This window comes from Emticicia soli, from assembly GCF_037860775.1.
In the GTDB taxonomy this organism is placed as follows: domain Bacteria; phylum Bacteroidota; class Bacteroidia; order Cytophagales; family Spirosomataceae; genus Emticicia; species Emticicia soli.
The window spans coordinates 161,500-181,608 of sequence record NZ_JBBEWC010000013.1 but is presented as its reverse complement, the minus strand read 5'-3'; the positions used below and the strand labels follow the sequence as shown (position 1 = coordinate 181,608).

Annotated in this window: 19 protein-coding genes; 7 read left to right on the top strand and 12 right to left on the bottom strand. The window is 39.8% G+C overall.

The window, feature by feature from the left end; translation table 11 throughout:
* Window positions 1-603 precede the first annotated feature (603 nt).
* The 4 genes from WAE64_RS20505 to WAE64_RS20490 form a co-directional block, all read right to left on the bottom strand.
* A complete protein-coding gene (locus WAE64_RS20505; RefSeq protein WP_340239642.1) occupies window positions 604-2,190 on the bottom strand; it encodes a T9SS type A sorting domain-containing protein in 1,587 nt (528 codons plus the stop codon).
* Between the two features lie 19 nt (window positions 2,191-2,209).
* The gene (locus WAE64_RS20500) at window positions 2,210-2,950 is read right to left on the bottom strand and encodes a hypothetical protein (RefSeq protein ID WP_340239641.1); all 741 of its coding nucleotides are present in this window, start codon (window positions 2,948-2,950) and stop codon (window positions 2,210-2,212) included.
* A gap of 911 nt (window positions 2,951-3,861) precedes the next feature.
* Complete coding sequence (locus WAE64_RS20495) at window positions 3,862-5,019, bottom strand: glycosyltransferase family protein (protein ID WP_340239640.1); 1,158 nt, start codon at window positions 5,017-5,019, stop codon at window positions 3,862-3,864.
* A 74-nt stretch (window positions 5,020-5,093) separates the two neighbouring features.
* Window positions 5,094-5,936, bottom strand: a complete 843-nt coding sequence (locus WAE64_RS20490; RefSeq protein ID WP_340239639.1) for a hypothetical protein — start codon at window positions 5,934-5,936, stop codon at window positions 5,094-5,096.
* A gap of 349 nt (window positions 5,937-6,285) precedes the next feature.
* Between WAE64_RS20490 and WAE64_RS20485 the strand changes: the two genes are divergently transcribed.
* From WAE64_RS20485 to nspC, 5 genes are all read left to right on the top strand, one after another.
* Window positions 6,286-7,473, top strand: a complete 1,188-nt coding sequence (locus WAE64_RS20485; protein WP_340239644.1) for a phosphoglycerate kinase — start codon at window positions 6,286-6,288, stop codon at window positions 7,471-7,473.
* 562 nt (window positions 7,474-8,035) lie between these two features.
* The gene (locus WAE64_RS20480) at window positions 8,036-9,247 is read left to right on the top strand and encodes a saccharopine dehydrogenase family protein (protein WP_340239638.1); all 1,212 of its coding nucleotides are present in this window, start codon (window positions 8,036-8,038) and stop codon (window positions 9,245-9,247) included.
* A 92-nt stretch (window positions 9,248-9,339) separates the two neighbouring features.
* Window positions 9,340-10,080, top strand: a complete 741-nt coding sequence (locus WAE64_RS20475; RefSeq protein ID WP_340239637.1) for a hypothetical protein — start codon at window positions 9,340-9,342, stop codon at window positions 10,078-10,080.
* Window positions 10,081-10,616: 536 nt separating this feature from the next.
* On the top strand, window positions 10,617-11,435 hold the full coding sequence (locus WAE64_RS20470) for an energy transducer TonB (protein WP_340239636.1): 819 nt from the start codon (window positions 10,617-10,619) through the stop codon (window positions 11,433-11,435).
* A gap of 284 nt (window positions 11,436-11,719) precedes the next feature.
* Window positions 11,720-12,856 (top strand): carboxynorspermidine decarboxylase, encoded by a 1,137-nt coding sequence (gene nspC, locus WAE64_RS20465; protein WP_340239635.1) that lies wholly within the window; start codon window positions 11,720-11,722, stop codon window positions 12,854-12,856.
* A 46-nt stretch (window positions 12,857-12,902) separates the two neighbouring features.
* On the opposite strand, the gene WAE64_RS20460 is transcribed toward nspC, so the two are convergent.
* The 6 genes from WAE64_RS20460 to WAE64_RS20435 all read right to left on the bottom strand — a co-directional run bounded on the left by WAE64_RS20460 (window position 12,903) and on the right by WAE64_RS20435 (window position 16,917).
* Window positions 12,903-14,090, bottom strand: coding sequence for an AAA family ATPase (locus tag WAE64_RS20460; protein WP_340239634.1), 1,188 nt, complete (start codon window positions 14,088-14,090; stop codon window positions 12,903-12,905).
* Complete coding sequence (locus tag WAE64_RS20455) at window positions 14,078-14,788, bottom strand: RNA ligase family protein (RefSeq protein WP_340239633.1); 711 nt, start codon at window positions 14,786-14,788, stop codon at window positions 14,078-14,080. Before WAE64_RS20455 ends, WAE64_RS20460 begins: the two co-directional genes overlap by 13 nt.
* 266 nt (window positions 14,789-15,054) lie before the next feature.
* On the bottom strand, window positions 15,055-15,498 hold the full coding sequence (gene rplI, locus WAE64_RS20450) for a 50S ribosomal protein L9 (RefSeq protein ID WP_340239632.1): 444 nt from the start codon (window positions 15,496-15,498) through the stop codon (window positions 15,055-15,057).
* Between the two features lie 146 nt (window positions 15,499-15,644).
* Complete coding sequence (rpsR, locus tag WAE64_RS20445; RefSeq protein WP_116982542.1) at window positions 15,645-15,899, bottom strand: 30S ribosomal protein S18; 255 nt, start codon at window positions 15,897-15,899, stop codon at window positions 15,645-15,647.
* A 17-nt stretch (window positions 15,900-15,916) separates the two neighbouring features.
* Window positions 15,917-16,321, bottom strand: coding sequence for a 30S ribosomal protein S6 (rpsF, locus tag WAE64_RS20440; protein WP_340239631.1), 405 nt, complete (start codon window positions 16,319-16,321; stop codon window positions 15,917-15,919).
* Window positions 16,322-16,461: 140 nt separating this feature from the next.
* A complete protein-coding gene (locus WAE64_RS20435) occupies window positions 16,462-16,917 on the bottom strand; it encodes a type I restriction enzyme HsdR N-terminal domain-containing protein (protein WP_340239630.1) in 456 nt (151 codons plus the stop codon).
* A gap of 88 nt (window positions 16,918-17,005) precedes the next feature.
* On the opposite strand from WAE64_RS20435, the gene WAE64_RS20430 reads away from it, so the two are divergent.
* Window positions 17,006-17,779, top strand: a complete 774-nt coding sequence (locus WAE64_RS20430; RefSeq protein WP_340239629.1) for an AMP nucleosidase — start codon at window positions 17,006-17,008, stop codon at window positions 17,777-17,779.
* Between the two features lie 67 nt (window positions 17,780-17,846).
* On the opposite strand, the gene WAE64_RS20425 is transcribed toward WAE64_RS20430, so the two are convergent.
* On the bottom strand, window positions 17,847-18,098 hold the full coding sequence (locus tag WAE64_RS20425; protein WP_340239628.1) for a hypothetical protein: 252 nt from the start codon (window positions 18,096-18,098) through the stop codon (window positions 17,847-17,849).
* A 54-nt stretch (window positions 18,099-18,152) separates the two neighbouring features.
* On the bottom strand, window positions 18,153-18,575 hold the full coding sequence (locus WAE64_RS20420) for a hypothetical protein (RefSeq protein ID WP_340239627.1): 423 nt from the start codon (window positions 18,573-18,575) through the stop codon (window positions 18,153-18,155).
* Between the two features lie 268 nt (window positions 18,576-18,843).
* On the opposite strand from WAE64_RS20420, the gene WAE64_RS20415 reads away from it, so the two are divergent.
* Complete coding sequence (locus WAE64_RS20415; protein ID WP_340239626.1) at window positions 18,844-20,091, top strand: efflux RND transporter periplasmic adaptor subunit; 1,248 nt, start codon at window positions 18,844-18,846, stop codon at window positions 20,089-20,091.
* Window positions 20,092-20,109: the final 18 nt, after the last annotated feature.

The following is a 20,109-nucleotide window of genomic DNA, read 5'->3' as shown; positions in this document are numbered from 1 at the left end:
TTTTTCGTTAGCATGAGGCTAACTTAACTATTTTTAAACTCTTTCGCAAAAGCGAAAGTCCTAAATTTAATATAGTTTTAAATTTTTCAGATATAAACCAATGAATTCCTGCTGGATAGAAACCTATATAACTATGTAAGTCATTTAGTTTCCACTCCCATCGGTTTTTTCGTTTTCTATCAAAGCTCTCAAGATAAAAATAATCAAATATTGAGACTTCTTTAATGATTTCTCCATTACTTATTCTATCAAAAATAGCTTGAGCATTAGGTATATTTATACCATTAGCACGTCCAACAACTTCATTGTTTTCTTTTGTTAATATGTCAACCTTAAAAAATGGAATTTTAATAAATTTAAATCATTTTTGTCTAGTCCTAAAATAGGTTTGTGTAAACCTATTTTAGGACTAGACAATTAAGTCTGTCCCTTAATTGACAGGTTCCGGATTTCTTGGAAATGTCGGCTATTTCATTCAGCAACGTAATTGATAGGAGGCAATATGATGAAAGAGAAAAACGCTATCTTAAAAAAAGAAAAAACCTGCACCAAAGCGATTATGCGCTGACACAGGATTCTTCATCCAGATGAAAATCTCTCCCTTTATTCTAGCAAGATGCGGATTTTCCTGACTTCTCCCTTTGCATTACCTAAATGTAAATAATATATACCCCTTGGCAGATCATCAACCTTGATTGACAAAGTCTTACTAGACTTGAAGGAATTGTCGAAGTAACTTTTAGCCGTATCTACTGTCTTAACTTCTTTGCCACTTGTTTCGGAATAAAGTTTAATAGTTTCTGGCAGATTTGTTGCCTCGTTAGATTCGTCAAATTCTATATTGATCACATCACGAGCTGGGTTTGGGAAAACCGTATAACTCGCACTTCGCGCGCCACAATCATCAACGCAAATTGTAATGCCTTTTTGAACAGACCCGAAACAGTTGCTAGCAGTTACATCTATCCCGTAACAATTGTTGATGTAAGTATTAAACGTGGCACTTCCTCCCGAATAATATAGATATGTATTTGCAGGGTCACTGGTCGTCCAATTTCCAAAACTTGTTCCTGGCTCATCAGTATAAGCACTCAATTGAACTCCTGTGCCACGGCACATGAAATCAGGTTGTCCTCCAATATTATTATAAACAAAAAGAGCTGCCGGTTTGGGAGCACTCTTTTTTACATTACGTTCCACACTATATCCGGTAGTATATGCACATACCGATGATGATGCTGAAACTTTGACTGTTCCATCTGCTGTACCAGTGATGTAAGCAGAATTTGTGTTACCAGGAGAACTTGCGGATATGCCGCCTGTTGTAACCCAATTGAAGCTTGTTGCATTTGCAGAAGTTGCCGTGATAGTTTGTGGGTTGCACAACAAGATGTCACCAGTATTTAGTGTTGGCGTAGTAGGAAGGGGGCGTGTTATTGTAATTGAAATTTTTGTGCGAAGGTTACTGTCGTTTCGTTTCGCTTCAACGGCAATTGTACCACCTGAACTAATATGCGGAGTAACCGTTACCGATGGGGAACTCGAACTGGCTGGTCCTGACCATCCTGACGGATAATAGAAATAATATGTAACGGGCGAACCAGAAGGATCTGTCGTTACTGCTGGCACTGAAACGGTTTTGGAGGATGTTCCGCATGCGTATAGTAGCGAATTTCCATTACTTAACGTAGAACTATTAAAAGTTATAGAGCTTGGGGTGCTTATATATTTAACTTCTATAGGCTGTGCTGAATTACCTCCTCCAGCAGCCATAATGCTGTTTATTTCCTTTGTTTTATTGGTAGTTCCATCAACCCAGCTAAAAGTAATTTTTAGCCTGATTGTTTTAGTGGCAGTACCCATGTTATAGTTGGCGGTGTTGTTCCATGTCACACCGATCTGTTGATTCGTGGTCTGACCATTAAGTGTTCCTCCAACCACAGTCCATGCATACGTTTGTGTGGCATTGTAGGGAACAGTACTCGATGTTTGATCGAAGTCAACAACTGGGACATAATAATAATATCTAGAATAAGATCCGGCAGTGGGTTCAAGATTGTAAAAACATCCACCGTCGTATTGAGTGGAGCATTCGGTTCCCTTTACGTAAACCTTTGGATCCACTTGGGCATACAAATGGGAATTTGTAAAGAGAAGAAATAAGGTGAGATAAGATAAAATGATTTTCACGAGCTTGTTGTTTTATGGTTTATAAATTGTAACTAAAATTCAATACAAAATATCCAAAAGAGGCAATTTCTGGTTCTTTGAGAATTTCCTTTGAAATCTGCTTTCCATTAAAAGAACTGGTTTGAACTTTCTTACCATAAAGCAGCCTTATCTGACTTTCGAGTGAAATAGCAAAACGATGATTTAGATAGTACTTTCCACCTATTAAAGGAGATAACATCACTGCATTTTGAATGGATTTAGTACTGAGTTTTCCTGTGATATCAACGCCATTCTCATCATTTTTTTTTGCATAGTTGTCATGAAATTTGTTTATTTCTGCCCTCCAGCCAATGTCTGCCCCATAGAAAAATACAAATCTTCCACTGATTTTCTGCCATTCATAGCCAAGGGTGGCGGCTGGGCGAAAAAAGCTTGTTACGGGATTTGTAAGTTTGATAGTATTATCACCAAAAAAGGATTGGTTTTTTCCAAGAAAGTATGGGGTGACCATGAAGCGTATTGCTCCAGGATTAGTACCCCTAATGATATTCCGCTTGATTAGATAAGAGTAGGTCCAATTGTCAGCAGATTGTAGTTTAAACAAAGGAATCAGATTGATATTTATTTCCCACTTGTGCCGTTGGATTGGCTGGTCAATTGCTTTACTAAATAAAGTGAGATGCCTGGCCGGCAGAGTATCAGTCACTTGTGCCGTAGCATTTACAGCAAATAAGCAGGAAGCAAATAGTCTGCCTAAAAATTTGAAATTGTTTTTCATGGACATTCAATAAATGATTAAGTTCAATTTTCAATAGAAATATTCATATAATGTGTTACCTAAAATTAGCCTGTTCCTTGAAATAAAGAAAAATCTGTATCAGACAATAAATTATTTCTACAATAATTTGATTAAGGGGCTTTATAAACTTTTATTCTTTTTATTGATTTTGCGTAAAAAAAATTTGTAACCGTACACTTTTTCTTTTGCTATTTTGAAAACTTTTACAAGAACTCTTTTAGCAACTTTTTGATTTAGCGAATCTTCTCTAAAAGTTTATTTTAAAACATATGACATACTTTTTAGATGAGAAAAAACAAAAAAAAATCAAAACATTGTCAAGTAAATCGCAATAAAAAAGTGTACGGCTGCAAATGTAAAATATAAATTAGTTCGTCTACTATATATACGTGGACATATGTTTATTTAACGGGAATAAACTTATTTAACGGCGCTTACTTGAAATTGTTTCTTGTGAGAATAATGCAAATTGAACAAAGCACAAGAATAGAAGTAATGATTTTCTTATAAAAGAGTAGAGTTTTAGACACAGTCATTGAACCTGTTTAAACTTATTTCTTTTGCCTGCAAATGATGCTTTTTCGATTATATTTCAGAGAAAAATTTCGAACGTAGTTCTACTACGTCCTCAACTTTTCCCTTCATCTAATCAAAAAACATCGGGCGACGTTCGCACATTTTCGTCATTAAATAAAAAGTTTAAACAGGTTCATTGTTTGATAAAGTTAAAGAAAAATCGTCTTAGAAAAAAATGAGGCGAAGGAATTAGAGTTGAATGGATAAGTAGTTGATTAAAGTCTAGAATTTTCTAAACTGTCTTGTCCTAAAATAGGTTTGTGTAAACTTATTTTAGGACAAGACAGTCGCTCGGTTCGCGCCACAATATTACTTTAAGACACCCTCCCCAACTCCCTCACATCTTCATAGGCATTAACTACCATGGTTTGTAGTTCTTGTATTAATTGTTGAGCGTTGGTTCTTTTTTGTTGCATTTCAGCTATGCTGAGGCTAGCCAGAAAGCTTTTTATCTGTGCATCTATCTGGTTGTTTTCTTCTACCAGCCAAGCGGCTTTGTGTAGCAAGGCCCATGTATCGGCCTGTTTGTTGCCACAAAACAACATGGCTGCCCCTGCACAAATAGAACTTACGGCTTTTGATGGCACAGCAATGTGTGTCCACTCCTGTAGTAAACTCACCAAGTGAATATCAATAAAATGTAATTGGCTGCGAGGCACACTTTTCAGAATCGTAATGCCTGCCCGACCTTGGGCATAAGCTAGTACTCTTTCGGCCTTTTCGCCATAGACGGCTAGTATTAAATGATGCTTTTGGGTATCCAGATTATCAATGAAGCGCAACAGAAATTCGTCAGAATGGGCTTGTCCTAAATTACCACAATAGCCAAAATAAATTTTACCATCTGCGTTTTTCCATGTGGGTACATTGGGGTCGTTTTCCTGATGAAACAAAACTCCGCAGGGCAATATGGTAGTAGGTATTTGTTGCTGGTAACTCTGCTTAACGAAGGTGGCCTGATTGGGGCCGAGGGCTATCAGGTGTTGTGGTGCAGTGCGATACGTTTGTTTAAGAATTGTGCGATAAACGAAGTTGTCAGCCTTTACTGTTCCGGCTGCCGCAAAACCTTCGGGAAATAAATCCATCGACCAAAGTACCCAGTTTTTCAGAAATAGGCTTGCCCAGAAAGGTAATAAGGGCGGGCTGGTCATTACAATTACTTTGCCTTTTTTCAGTTTTCTGGCTTTTAGCACCAGAAAAAGCCCATCTAAAGTGCCTGAGATTAACTTTAACAAACCGTTTTTGCCTTCGTAGATGGTCTTAACTGGGTGAAGAACCCCTATCGGCTGGCGTATTTGTCCACCGCCATCATAGGTGCGGTCTATGTGTACAATGTGTACTTCGGCCTGATATTTTTCTATCAGATACTTAGCCATATCCCACGCCGATTCTCCGGTAATACCGGGATTTGGCGGATAATGGCGATTGATGATAGTAATAACCGGAGGTCTTTTTTCGGATTTATCAGACATGTATAAACGCTTATCTTAAGCGGCAAAGGTAGCGCAATAATGCCAGAAATGAAACAGATTGAGGCATGGCAAAGCTATTCGGAATCGCCCTGGTCTGAATACTTATAGCCTTGCAGAATGTTGTATCTAAACACCAGCCCAAAATTGAAATTAATGCCATTTGATAGCTGCTGGGCTCTGTCTGTAACAAACTTATTAACCGAATACTCAACATTCGAAGTAATCAGTCCTTTTGGTGATATATTACTTCTTGCGAAAACTACAATCGATAAAGCATTAGAGACTCTACCATGAAGTTCAACTTGCAGCTCACCCTGTGCAAAACCTTTTTTGCTTAAGAAAGCTTCACTTTCCAAACGAAGGGTATCCTTTCTTTGTGGGTCATTTGGTCTACTTATAAAACTTTGTTCGCCTACTTTTTTATTTTTTGCATCGGGCGATAGTAATACCCCTACTCCCACATGAATAGTAGCATTTTTGGTGATAGGGTCAATGGTAAATATCTTTCGTTTGTAACGGATAGGAATAGTCTGTAGAGCCGCTCCTAAACGATAAGTATAAGGTATTGACCTGCCGGAGCTCACTGTCTGAATAACATAGCTCGGATTTTTGTAGTAGCCTGTTTCAATAGACCACACATTATTCATGCTATAACCTAGCACAATACCCCAGTAAAAATCTCGCCCTTTGTCTTTGCCCAGTAGGCCGTCCATATTATTAGTTAAGGTCGACTGGCTAGATTTTAGTCCGCCCTCTAAGCCAAGGTACATATTAACCGACTTACGGTCGAGGTTGGGATACACATTATTTCTTACATCACGCCGTTGGCTTGGCGCTCTGTAATAATCATCTTCCTCTTGTCCGAAAACCAGACCCGAACAACACACACAGAAAAATAAAAGTATAACTGATTTCATAAATGGGTAGAAAAGAGTTCAAATTTACAAAAAAACTAAAACCACCCCCAGCTATTTCTGATAGTATCGTTACTTAGGGTAGGCATTTCTCAAATTGAAAGACGCTTAAAAGTTTAAAATAGTTGGTAGGCTAAATAATATTTTTCATAACCAAAGAAATTATATAATTATTTAAAGTTTTTTTGGTACTTAGTAAAAGAATCGTGGTAAAATTTCGTGATGATAGCGAAAAGAAAATTTATATTTGTCCTAAAGAAACTCGTCTAACCCCAAAAATGATTGAGCGAAAAAAGAATGAGTAAATTTACTCATTTGCTCAGGCTTATTACTCACTCTCTATCTATCAATGATGAAAACATTAGATACTTATGATTTCTCGGGCAAAAAAGCCCTCATTAGAGTTGACTTCAATGTGCCTCTGAACGAAAAATACGAAATCACTGATGATACGCGTATTACGGCAACAATCCCCACTATTAAGAAGGTTCTTAAAGATGGTGGCTCATGTATTCTGATGTCTCACTTAGGTCGTCCGAAAGATGGCCCTACTGAAAAATATTCATTGAAACACCTGGTGAATCCTCTTTCGGTAATATTGGGTTTACAGGTAAAATTTGCTGACGATTGTATTGGCGAATCGGCTGCTGAGCAAGCTGCCAGCTTAAAACCAGGCGAAGTATTACTACTTGAAAACCTAAGATTTTATAAAGAAGAAGAAAAAGGTGATGTAGCCTTTGCTGAAAAACTAGCCAAACTAGGCGATGTATGGGTGAACGATGCCTTTGGTACTGCTCACCGTGCGCATGCTTCTACGGCGGTTATTGGCCAGTTCTTTACCGACCGTGTTTGCGGATACGTAATGCAGGCTGAAATTGACAATGCACAAAAGATTCTGGAAAAAGCTGAGCGTCCGTTTACCGCTATTATGGGTGGTGCTAAGATTTCAGACAAGATTCTTATCATTGAGCGCCTTTTAGATAAAGTTGATAACCTTATCATTGGTGGTGGTATGACCTATACCTTTACCAAAGCACAAGGTGGCGAAATCGGAAAATCTCTTTTGGAAGCCGACAAACAACCACTTGCATTGGAGTTGATTGAGAAAGCAAAAGCGAAAGGTGTAAATCTTATTTTACCATCTGACAACGTTTGTGCTGATAAATTCTCGAATGATGCAAACAGACAAATTGTTGCAACGGGACACATTCCGGCTGATTGGGAAGGTCTTGACATTGGCCCGGATACCATCAAAACATTTACCGAGATTCTTGAGAAATCAAAAACGATTCTCTGGAATGGCCCTATGGGTGTTTTTGAGTTCCCTAATTTTGCAGTTGGTACCAATGCTATTGCTGAGGCAGTAGTAAAAGCTACAGAAGAAAATGGTGCGTTCTCGTTGATTGGTGGTGGCGACTCAGCCTCTGCGGTAAACAACGCAGGCTACGGCGACCGTGTATCTTATGTATCAACAGGTGGTGGTGCTTTACTTGAATACATGGAAGGCAAAACCCTACCGGGTGTAGCTGCGTTGGAATAAACGAAAGAGGTTGTTTTACAAAATAATTTTGAAAATAACCCCACCCTAACCCTCCCCAACTGTGGGGAGAGGGGACGAAAAAAGCCCCTCTCCCCACAGTTGGGGAGAGGGACGGTCGGCCGCTGCCGTTGGGGTGTGGGGTCATAGCTCCACCAAATAACACACTATTGCCTTTCACTCTCCCCACCTTTCATTTCAATTTCTTCCAATTATGGGGTTTATTTTACCATAGTTTGATATTTGTAAAATAAAGTCCGACACTCACAACAAGTGCCAGCAAGCCGACCAATAATAGCTCCGCATATTTCACGGATGATTCTGTCCTTGTAGTTTTCTGCATAAAAAGAGATGGTTTTGGGATTTAATATTACTTCTATAACGAGTTTCGGGGCTAAAAAGATGCAGAAAGCCTTAAATATTTATCCAACGGTAAAGTTCTTTTAAAAACAACACAGTTTTACGCATTTCTTTTTTCTAAAGCATTATCTTTGCGCCTTGTTTTAAACTTTAGTGAATTTTTATAGTTCATAAAGATAAAATCACTCATTCTCCATTCATAAAAATGTCAAAAGTAATTATCATTGGTGCCGGTGGAGTCGGCAGTGTAGTTGCACATAAATGTGCAATGAACTCCCACGTTTTTACGGAAATTCTATTAGCAAGTCGTACCCAATCGAAATGCGATAAAATTGCCGCCGATATTGAAGAAATGCACGGAGTAAAAATACAAACTGCTAAAGTTGATGCCGATAATGTGCCCGAATTAGTGGCTTTAATTAAAAGCTTTGGCCCTAAAATGGTTATCAACGTAGCACTTCCTTATCAGGATTTAACTATTATGGACGCTTGCCTTGAAACTGGCGTACATTATCTTGATACGGCCAATTATGAACCAAAAGACGTAGCCAAATTTGAATATAGCTGGCAATGGGCTTACCAAGACCGCTTCAAAGAAGCTGGTTTGATGGCACTATTAGGTTGCGGTTTCGACCCGGGTGTTACGCAGGTATTCACTGCTTATGCCAATAAACACCATTTCGACGAAATGCATTACCTTGATATTATCGATTGTAATGCCGGTAACCACGGTAAAGCTTTTGCTACCAATTTCAACCCTGAGATTAACATTCGTGAAATTACGCAGAATGGTCGTTATTGGGAAAATGGCGAATGGGTAGAGATTCCGCCGATGTCAATCCACAAACCAATCGATTATCCGGGAATCGGGCCAAAAGAATCTTATGTATTATACCACGAAGAGTTGGAGTCTTTAGTTAAAAACTTCCCGACTTTAAAACGTGCCAGATTCTGGATGACTTTCGGACAAGCTTATCTTACGCACCTTGAAGTGCTACAAAACGTAGGTATGACTCGTATCGACCCTGTGAAATTTAACGGTATGGACATCGTTCCGCTTGAGTTCCTGAAGGCTGTATTACCTGCGCCAGATACCTTGGGCGAAAACTACACAGGTCAAACCTCTATCGGTTGCCAGATTAAAGGTGTGAAAGACGGTGAGGATAAAACCTACTATGTTTGGAACAACTGCGACCACGCTGAGTGTTACCGCGAGGTAAGAGCGCAGGCGGTTTCATACACCACAGGTGTGCCTGCTATGATTGGCGCCATGTTGATGCTAACTAACCCAGAATGGCAAAAACCAGGTGTTTGGAACTGCGAAGAGTTGAATCCAGACCCTTTCATGGACTTATTGAATACCCAAGGTTTACCGTGGCACGAGCGTGTAAACATAGAGTTACCGCATGAGTATTGATAAAAAATAAAATAATATATAAAAATCCGCTAAGCACTTGGCGGATTTTTTTCGTTTTATATGTATATTTCGGTATATAATCATCTAAACAAATGAAAGCTACCTTTTTTGCAGCAGCCACCTTATTGAGTATCACTACTGCGTTTGCACAAGATAATAAAGTGCAAGATGCTATATTGGTTAATAATTTACCTAACGGATATGGTACTCCTTCAGGAACACTCGCTACCATGAATGCCTACGATACTCGTTATGAGGGCACAAAGGGTTCTAAATATTTTATTAATGAGTGGCTTACAGGAGAGCTGATTTTTGTAAAAGAAAACACCAAAGCGCCAAAAACTGTACCGCTAAAATATGATACGCATACGAAAGAAGTATTGTTTAAGCGCTCGGTTGGCGATTCTATTGTGGTAAATCCGAATCAGATTAAGGGCTTTATTATTAATGATACTAAAAACAACACAAGCTACCCATTTGTTAAGGTTGAAGGCATAAGAACCGAAGGTGGCATGGTACCTGTTTGCTACCTGATGGTTTTGTATAAAAACAAAACTTCGTTGCTCAAATATGTGAGTAAAATAATGCAGAAAGCCAATTATTCAGGGGCTTTTAGTGTTGACCGCCGATACGATGCTTATGAGGATAATTCGGAATATTTTATTCAGAAACCTGATGGCTCATTAAGCCGAACCAAATTAAAGAAAAGCTCAGTAATTAAAGCCCTCGACGATAAGAAAGACCAATTAGAGGCTTATATCAAAAAAGAGAATATAACTTTCAAAAACGAATATGATTTATCACGGGTTGTGGATTATTATAATAGTTTGTGATTTTTTTTCATGCTCATGGTAATAGCTTTGTCCTTCGGTTTCGGTGAATAAAACGGTCCGCCGTCGCGGTCACCGCCTAATATAACAAAGGAAATTTTTGTATAAATGCCCGACTTAAGTCGGGGCTGTGATGAATTTCCATTGTTACATTAGCCACCGAATTTATTCGGTGAACAAGGGTATTGGCTATTGTCATTGAACCATCCCTTCCATTTTGGTGAATAAACTCTAGCTGTGCAGTTAAGTATAAGCAACGATTATTTGTGGCGCGAACCGAGCGCCACAAATGTTTAACTGCAGAGTAAGAATAAATTGGGTGAACACGGGCATTAGCTATCGCCATAAAACCATCCCTCCCATTTCAATAAATCCCCCCTATTTCCAAGCATTATCACCATCAACAAAATCATTAAAATAAATATTTAGATAATTATCTAAATATTTATTCGTTTTTACTTGCAAGAACCGTTTATGTTTCTTAACGTTGTATCGTAGTTCAACAAACTACAATGTTCAACTTAAACTTTACAAAAAAAATGGAAACCAACGTTCCGGCAACAATGCCTGTGACGCTCGACGAGATTGTGTTCGAGCACCGAAACAAAGACTATGGCGCTTTTGAGCTCCGCACCACGTACTCAAAAACCGTGAATCGTGCCATGTGGATTGGTATCACGCTCTTCAGCGGACTATTTGTTACTTCTTACATTTTTGCACATCAGAAGGAAGATGTAGAACAAAAGACGATAGTTATTCTGAATCCTGACAACTACAAACAATTTGAAGAACCTCCAATTGAAAAGATTCCTGAGCCAGAGCCACCTAAGCCAGCGGAGCCAAAGCAAACTATTAGATATGTAGCACCGGAAGTAGTGGAAAACACGACAATAGAAGAAGCACCTCCTACACCAGAAGAAATAGATGGTTCTATTATTAGTAATGTAACAACTCCGGGTGATAAAGTTGAGGGCATTGCAGAAACACCTCCGCCGGTAACTCCTCCTGTGGAAACAAAAGTTGCAGAGGTTGTTGAAGACAATACGCCTTTTCTTACGGTGGAAGTAAATCCTTCGTTTGTGGGTGGTCTTAGTGAAATGTACAAGTTCTTGTCGAAAACGCTCAAATACCCATCAGCGGCGCAAAGAAATAATGTTGAAGGTAGAGTTTATCTGAACTTTATTGTAGAACGAGATGGCAGTATTACTGATATAAACGTGCTGAAAAGTGTAGGCTTTGGTTGTGATGAAGAAGCAGTAAGAGCAGTAAAACTAATGCCTAAGTGGACACCCGGCAAACAAAACGGAAGAAACGTGAGAGTTAAATATACAATACCAGTAACATTTAAATTAGACTAATATTATGAGCCCTCAATTAATGCCCAGAAGTCCCCCGAAATAGCTGATTTCGATTTCGTCAAAATTTTTATTATTTGAGGTAATACCGACAGTCCGAGTGATTTTCATTCGGACTGTTTCTTTTTACGGGCTATGTAATATTTCTGCTAAGTCGTCTGTCAGCATCAATTATTCCGGTTTATCTAATAGAAAGTATTAATTTTGTGAATTGTTTGAATATTTGAGTGGTTGTAATCAGAGACAAACTGAGTCTGCAATCATAAACCCACATTTAATTTTAGAAAATGTCAATTGATATAGCTAAAATCCCGTCGCCGTCTTATGTTTTAGAGGAAAAACTACTACGCCGGAATCTTGAATTATTAAACCGTGTACAAACCGAATCAGGCGCTCATATTATTCTGGCGCTGAAAGGGTTTTCGATGTATGCAACTTTTCCGATGGTTGCCAAATACCTGTCGGGCGCTACGGCCAGTTCATTGAACGAAGCCCGCCTGATTGTAGAAGAAATGGGTTGTCTGGCGCATAGCTACGCCCCTGCTTATAAACCCGATGAGTTTGCCGATATGATGCGTTACAGCAGCCATATTACGTTCAACTCACTAAACCAGTGGAACCAGTTTAAGCCACAAATAGATAAATATCGCAGAAAAATATCGTGCGGAATCAGAATAAATCCACAATATGCCGAGGTAGCTACCGATATGTACAACCCATGTATTGTGGGTTCTCGCCTGGGTATTACCCGCGATTTGTTGGGCGAAAAACTTCCCGAAGGCATTGAAGGCTTACACTCACATACGCTTTGCGAAAACGATTCTTATACGCTTGAGCGTACGCTTGTGCATATTGAAGAGAAATTCGGCGATTTATTGCATCAGGTTAAATGGTTAAACCTTGGCGGTGGTCACTTAATGACTCGTGAGGGCTACGACCACGACCACCTGATTAAACAGATTAAACGCCTAAGAGAAACCTATAACATTGAGGTGATTCTTGAGCCGGGGTCGGCCATTGGCTGGCAGACGGGGTATCTGGTTTCAACGGTTTTAGACATTGTAGATGCCCAAGGCGTTGATGTAGCTATATTGGACGTATCTTTTGCAGCACACATGCCCGATACGCTTGAAATGCCCTACAAACCACGTATTTGGGGTGCTACCGATGCCGTAGAAGGTAAACCTACCTACCGCATGGGTGGTATGACCTGTCTGGCCGGTGATTTCATGGGAGATTATTCTTTCGACCAGCCTCTCAAAATCGGTGATACTGTTGTGTTTGATGACATGATACACTACACAATGGTAAAAACTACTACTTTCAACGGTGTAGGCTTACCATCAATAGGCATCTGGAAAGAAAACGATGAGTTTGAGTTATTGAAAAAATTCGGTTTCAGGACTTATAAGGATAGGATATAGGAACTAAAATTCCCTCACCCCAACCCCTCTCCCCAGGGAGAGGGGCTTAAAAAGTCCCCCTCCGCGCGGCGGCCGCTCCTTTTTCAGGAGAGGGGGATTTAGGGCGGACGTCGCACGGGGGGAGGAGAACCTCATAAACCACCCGATGTGCTTCATGTAGTTGGGGTACTTCTAGTTTATCTAGCATTCGCTCGAGTACATTGGCGGGTACTACATGCTCGCGATTTCTGTTCTGGTTGATTAATTGTAGATACGGCACTTCGAGGTATATTAAGTTGATACTTGCGCCGTAGCTAACAAACAAATCTATGAGCTGTTGCCTATTCTGACGGGTAATATTGGTGGCATTCCACACAAAAGCCTGCTTCTTTCTTAAATACGCACGGGCCTGCTCTTTAGCCAATTGTATTACCTTTCCATTCCCCTCTTTATCGGTTGGACTAATTTTTAATTCCCTGCGGATGTTATCGAGGCTGATAACAGGCACCTCGGCCAGTTGCTTCCTGATATAAGTGTCTTTTCCTGTACCCGGCAAGGCCGACAGTACTATTACTTCAAAATAGTTTTCTTTGTCTTCGTAAGGCACGTAATCGGAACTGCGAGCTTCTTTATTAAAATACTCAAACCTTGCTAAGTCAGACGGGAAGTTCTTTTGTGTACCCCAACAGTCTTTTTCAATACAAAACTCTTTGAAGAGTTCAACCTTGTAGAGTAATTCTTCTTTGTCGGCACATTCCCGACCCAATACATCGGCTTTTGCGAGCATTGTGAGCCATTGAAGATTCACTTCGATACTTGCCTGATAAAGTGCTTTCTCTGGGTTTTCTTTCTCAAAAATCCACAAAGGCAAGCCATGATACCTTACCAATTTGGCTATGGCTTCACGAATAGCAAAAGGTGTTGGTATTTCACGATAAAGTATTTGTCTTACCGTTCGCTCTCCTTTTTTTGCATGGCCTTTCGAGGTAATGCTACCATCTTGCTCCAATACTGTAGTTGAGCGTTTTTCAATATCATGCATCAAGGCAGATGCCCACAGAATTTGCTGCGCTTGTGCATCAAGCTGCTGAAATTCGTCTAATTTACCTAGTTCATCTATCACCATTCGGGTATGTACTTCTACATCGCCTTCGGCGTGGTGACGGGCATCTTGTGGTACACCTCGCATAGCACGTATCCAGTCGAATGTCTCGTAAAGATGTTGCCAGGTTTTATTTTCACTTAGCTTCCACATGATTCACCTCCTTTTTCGTGCAGTAGTGCTGCTCGTTTCCAGTTCCGTGTCCAATGCTCATTAGTTTTTACATGCCCTTTTCTTACGTATTTGAGCACATTCAGCGCAAAATTATCAACAGGATATTCGGCACTATTGCGGCTGACGATGCCTTCTATGGTGCATGGTTGTTGCGTGCGTACATCAAAAGAATCGAACACACTTGACTTTGTTACTGCTGCGAGTATATCAGCCTCAAACGCCTGTTGAGTTATTGGCATATTTACTTCGCCCAAAATATTTACCAGGGGTAAATCAAATAGCTGCGCAATAAACTTTGTTTCTTCCCACGAAAGCCAATAGTCTAGCTGACGCACACCAAAGACAAAGAAATGCGCAGGCAGTTGCCGGTATTCAATAGAATGAACGGCATAGAGATTTTCGCCAAAAATCTCGTAATCGCCCAAATCATGCTTTAGGAAGTTCCATTGCTGGCGTATCTGGTTTGTCCAGGGCGAAGTTGTGGGGGTAGCATGCGAACGGGCAAAGACCCCATAGCGGCTCAGGCAATTGTTTTCACCGTCGAGTTTTTCGGTGTGTACAATGCGCTGTATCTGTTGGAAATCATTCCAATAATTAAAACTGATTCTATCGTCGGAAGTCGTACCCGGAGAAAAAGGATAATGGTACGTTCGTCCATATTTTCTTGAAATTGCCATTTTGTAATGATGCTAAAATTATAAACAATACAATAGCAGCCTACTGATTATCAGCAAGTTGCATTGGTTGATGTTTGACTAAGCATTACATGGTTTCTCAAGAATTAAAGAAGTTATTAATAAGCGTATTTTTAAATTTTATGCAAAGCTATAGATAATTTCTGTAATCATCAAAACTTGCTTTAAGCTCAACAAAAAAGCCTTCCTCCGAAGAGAAAGGCTTTTGCGTGCATATTCTTCACGGATTAGCAATCCGTGCTATGCAATTATGCTTCAGCAACTACTTGTACAGCTACTTTGTGTTTAACTTCTTTGTGAAGGTCAACAGTAGCAGTGTAATCACCAACATTTTTGATATCTTCTAAAGCAATTTTCTTACGGTCGATGTCAAATCCTTTTTCTTTCAAAGCATCTGAAACCTGTGTGTTAGTAACACGACCAAAGATACGTCCGCTCTCACCGGTTTTCATCGGGATAACGATAACCATATCACCGATAGCTTCTGCAATATTCAAAGCTTCGGTTTTGATTTTTTCTGCTTTATGAGCAACTTGTTTTAGGTTTTCAGCTAAAACCTTGCGATTCGACGCAGTGGCTAATTGTGCAAAGCCTTGCGGAATAAGGTAGTTACGAGCATAACCTGGTTTTACAACAACCACGTCATTTTTGTAGCCTAACCCTACTATATCAGTTTTTAATATTATTTCCATTTTTCTTAATTGTGAATGAGATATTTACAATTGAGTGATTGAGTGGTTGAGTGATTGAGTGATTGAGTGGCCGCAATGCGACAAAAAACAGCTCAAAAATTTAGAATCACTAATTCACTAATTCACCGAAGCGGCGGACCGCTAAATTATTTAAGTCCGTCGGCAACGAATGGTAATAAAGCCAGGTGTCTTGCACGTTTGATAGCTACCGATACTTTGCGTTGGAATTTAAGGCTATTGCCCGTCAGACGGCGAGGAAGGATTTTACCTTGCTCATTCACAAATTTCAATAAGAAATTCGGGTCTTTATAATCTACAAATTTAATACCCGCTTTTTTGAAGCGACAATATTTTTTACGAGCAGTATCTTTTCTATCTACCGGATCGTTTACAAGTGACATTGTGTTGTTTCTCATTGTTATTCTTGGGTTGTAGCTTCAGCTTTCTCTTCTTTAGAGTCAGCAGGAGCAGATTCTACATTTTTCTTACCAATAAGACCTTTGCTACGGCGTTGGCTGTAGTCAAGAGCATATTTGTCTAGTTTCGTAGTCAAATAACGCATAACACGCTCGTCACGTTTGAAATCGGTTTCCAAAGTTGCTACAATAGAAGTATTCGCTTTGTACTGGAATAACTGATAATAGCCCGTGTTTTTGTGCTGAATGGTATAGGCCAATTTACGAAGACCCCAATGCTCTTCGTGAACTAACTCAGCACCATTATCAGTTAATGTTTTTTTGAATTTTTCGACAGCTTCCTTTATCTGGGCTTCAGATAAAACGGGAGTTAAGATGAAAACTGTCTCATACTGGTTTTGAAACATACTAAAACAGTGTTTAATTAATATTTAATGTTTTGTTCTCAAAAATGAGGGTGCAAAGGTAGGAAATTTCAGCAACAATGAAAAGCCTAACAGTAATATTTTTTAAATAAACACCTGTTTGTTAAGTAGATAGCAAGAATTTAGACGTTGGAAATAACCCGACGAGGTAAATCGGGCAATTGGCGGAAGCCCTGTGTAGTGAAGTCGATTTCGAAGCAGAAGGTCTTTAAACCGTTTGTAATTGCCACATAAGGGCATTTAAGCGTAAGATTGTAACGTGAAGCCTGCTCTATAACGGCCTGATTGATAGGCACTTCGGGTGCTTTGCATTCGATGAGTAAAGACGGTTGCCCGTCATGGTCGAAAATCACAATATCAGAGCGTTTTTGTAGCTGGTTGTATTTAAGCCCACCCTCTAGGCGAATCAGGTTTTTGGAGTATTGGTAATGGTTCACCAAGAGGTGTACAAAGTGCTGCCGCACCCATTCTTCGGGCGTTAGCACTAAGTATTTTCGACGTATAGTGTCAAAAATGCAGATTTTTCCCTCAATTTCCTTAATTTTGTATTCGAAAGGTGGTAAGTTGAGTTGTATCATCTTTAAATTGGCAAACTATCTAATTATTAGAGCTAGTGTTCATCTGCTAAAACTACACTCATTTTTAAAACAAAATTACTATTTATTTATGGAAAAAAAAGAAGAAATTGTAGCCAACTGGCTACCGAGGTATACCGGCACACCCCTATCAGAATTTAAACCATACATTCTACTAACGAATTTTCATAATTATGTTGATATGTTTGCCGAGATGTTCGGTGTTGAGGTAAAAGGTAAAGACAAACCTATGCAAACAGCCTCGGCCGGAAACATCACCATCATCAATTTTGGTATGGGAAGCCCAATGGCCGCTACCGTGATGGACCTACTGTCGGCGGTTATGCCTAAAGCGGTGTTGTTTTTAGGAAAATGTGGCGGACTTAAAAAATCGAGCCAACTAGGCGACCTGATTCTACCGATAGCTGCTATTCGTGGCGAGGGTACAAGTAATGATTACGCCCGTCCTGAGATTCCGGCGCTGCCATCGTTCCGTTTGCAAAGAGCTGTGAGCTCAATGATTAAAAAACATGAATTAGATTACCTTACCGGAACTGTTTACACCACCAACCGCCGTGTGTGGGAACACGACACCGTATTTAAAGATTATCTGCGCGAAATACGTGCCATGGCCATTGACATGGAAACCGCCACTATCTTTATTGTAGGTTTTGTAAACGCTATTCCGCACGGCGCATTGCTGTTGGTGTCTGACAACCCGATGATACCAGACGGTGTAAAAACCGAAGAAAGCGACAAAAAAGTAACTGGTAACTTTGTAAAAAACCATTTACAGATAGGTATCGACTCGTTGGAAGAACTAGCCAACTCAGGCGAATCGGTGAAGCATTTGCGTTTTGAGTAGGAGAATTTTTAGAACACGAAGTGTCCAAGACTTGGACACTTCATATTTTCGACAGTTTAGCTCAAATTCACATAAAATTGAGCCAATTGCCATCTGCATACCTAATTAAAACTTCTATTAAGCCCTTTTTAAGGTCACTTCCCTCAAGTCTAATCGTATTTTTTGCATTCAATATAAGAACTGTATAATAATCTTTTAACCTTGCTCCATCAAATTTAATAAGTGCTATTTGTCCACTTTCCTTTACCATCTCAAAACAATTAATCAAATCGTCAAAAGAAAGATTTTCTTTTTTTAGTATCTCTTTTATTGAATTCATAAGTCTATTTATCTACTATTAAATTAAGTCATAATGTGATTTAATTTAAATCTATTATTTCAATTTCCCCAATCCATAAGGAATTTTATCCCATCCATTTACAGGCATATTATTAAGTGAATCAGGCACACTAATATCCCACAGAATTTCAGAAACATTAGGGTCTTCACAATAAAAACGAACAAAATATCGACGATTTAAATAAAATCTAGGGTTTCCTACTGCTTTCGATTTACTCAAGCCCTTACCATCACTACCTGAATACTTTTTGTTTTGGTAGGTTACATCATACTCTAACGACATATACGAAGAAAAGCCACCTGAAATATTTGTTGGTTTTACAATTGTATATTTAGCACAACTATATGCGTTTCTTCTTTTCGCTTCATAAACAATCCACAAAATACCGAAGAATATAAGCCAGAAAATATATTTAAAAAGTTTACTTTTTAGCCACAAATAAGTCTGTTTTCCCATTTTTGCAGAATTAGTTTGAAATACAATATATTAAAACGCAGAGCTCTAGCTTAATCTATTCTTCAAATAGCTTCTTAATAAGTTCTATCGTCCCAAAACCGAACACCGCGTCCCAAAACCGGACACTTTCTCAATCGCCAAAAATACACAAACCCCTCATTATCAATATTTTACTAATTGGCACGCTCATTGAAAGATAGATAATGTATTTGTTTCAAAACTGAACACTTACAAATCACCTCAACACATACAAAATTATAAAAAAGCTATGGACAAAGAAATCTCGATAAAAGAGGTCCGAAAACAGAAAAACAAAAACTGGTTGATGGCCGTAGTGGCGCTGCTGGTAGTAGCACTCGTGGTATGGCTTTTAAGAAACTCCCTATCGTCGTCTATCAGTAAATCAGAAATCAGAACGGCCGTGGCCGAAATGGGAGCGGTCGAAAACACCCTCACGGCCTCGGGCGAAGTACAACCCGAGTTTGAGCAAGTAATCACAAGCCCCATTACGGCCGTTATTCAGCAGGTATTGTTAGACGCCGGCAGCACCGTAAAAGCCGGACAGAAAATCCTTGAGCTCGACAAAGAAGCCACCCAGCTCACCTTCGACAAAGAGAAAGACCAGGTAGATTTAAAGAAAAACACCATCGTGAAGCTCCGCCTCGACCTCGACAAAAGCTTCTACGACCTCAAAATCTCCGACTCCATCAAGGCCATGAAAATTGCCAGCCTCAAGGCTGATGTCGAAAACGCCAAACGCCTGCAAAAAGCCGGAGGCGGTACCCGTGAGGCCATCGAAACCGCCGAAATGAACCTCAGAATAGCCGAATTGGAGAAAAAACAACTAGAAAACGACATCAAGATAAAGCAACAAACCATGCGTGCCGACATCAGGGAGTCGGAGCTATCGGCCCAGATTCAGGAAAAACAATTGATGGAATACCAAAGCAAATTGCAAAAGGCCAACATCATTGCCTCACGTCCGGGTGTGCTTACCTATGTCAACAAAAATCTGGGTTCTAAGGTCTCAGAGGGCGAAATTCTGGCTCGTCTGGCCGATTTAGGCAGTTTCAAAATCATCGGAGCCATCTCCGACAACTACGCCAATCAGGTAAAAGTCGGTATGCCTGTCGTTATCCGCATCAACAATACCCAATTGCGCGGCAGCCTTACCAACATACAACCCTCGGTACAAAACAATATCCTGAGTTTTGACATAGCTCTTGATAGCAAAACCAACGATTTGCTTCGTCCGAAACTGAAAGTTGAGGTGTATCTCATCACCGCAGCCCAACAAAACGTGGTACGTGTAGCCAACGGACCAGCCTTTAAAGGCGCATCAATACAAGAGATTTTTGTGCTACGCAAAGACGGCAAAGCCGAAAAACGTGCCGTAAAAGTCGGGCTGGCCAATTTTGATTATGTAGAAATTATCGACGGCATCAAACCCGGCGAAACCGTAATTATCTCAGATTTGAGCGAATACAAAAACACCAAAGAGCTCGAGATACGATAAGCCCAACCTAAGCAAGCA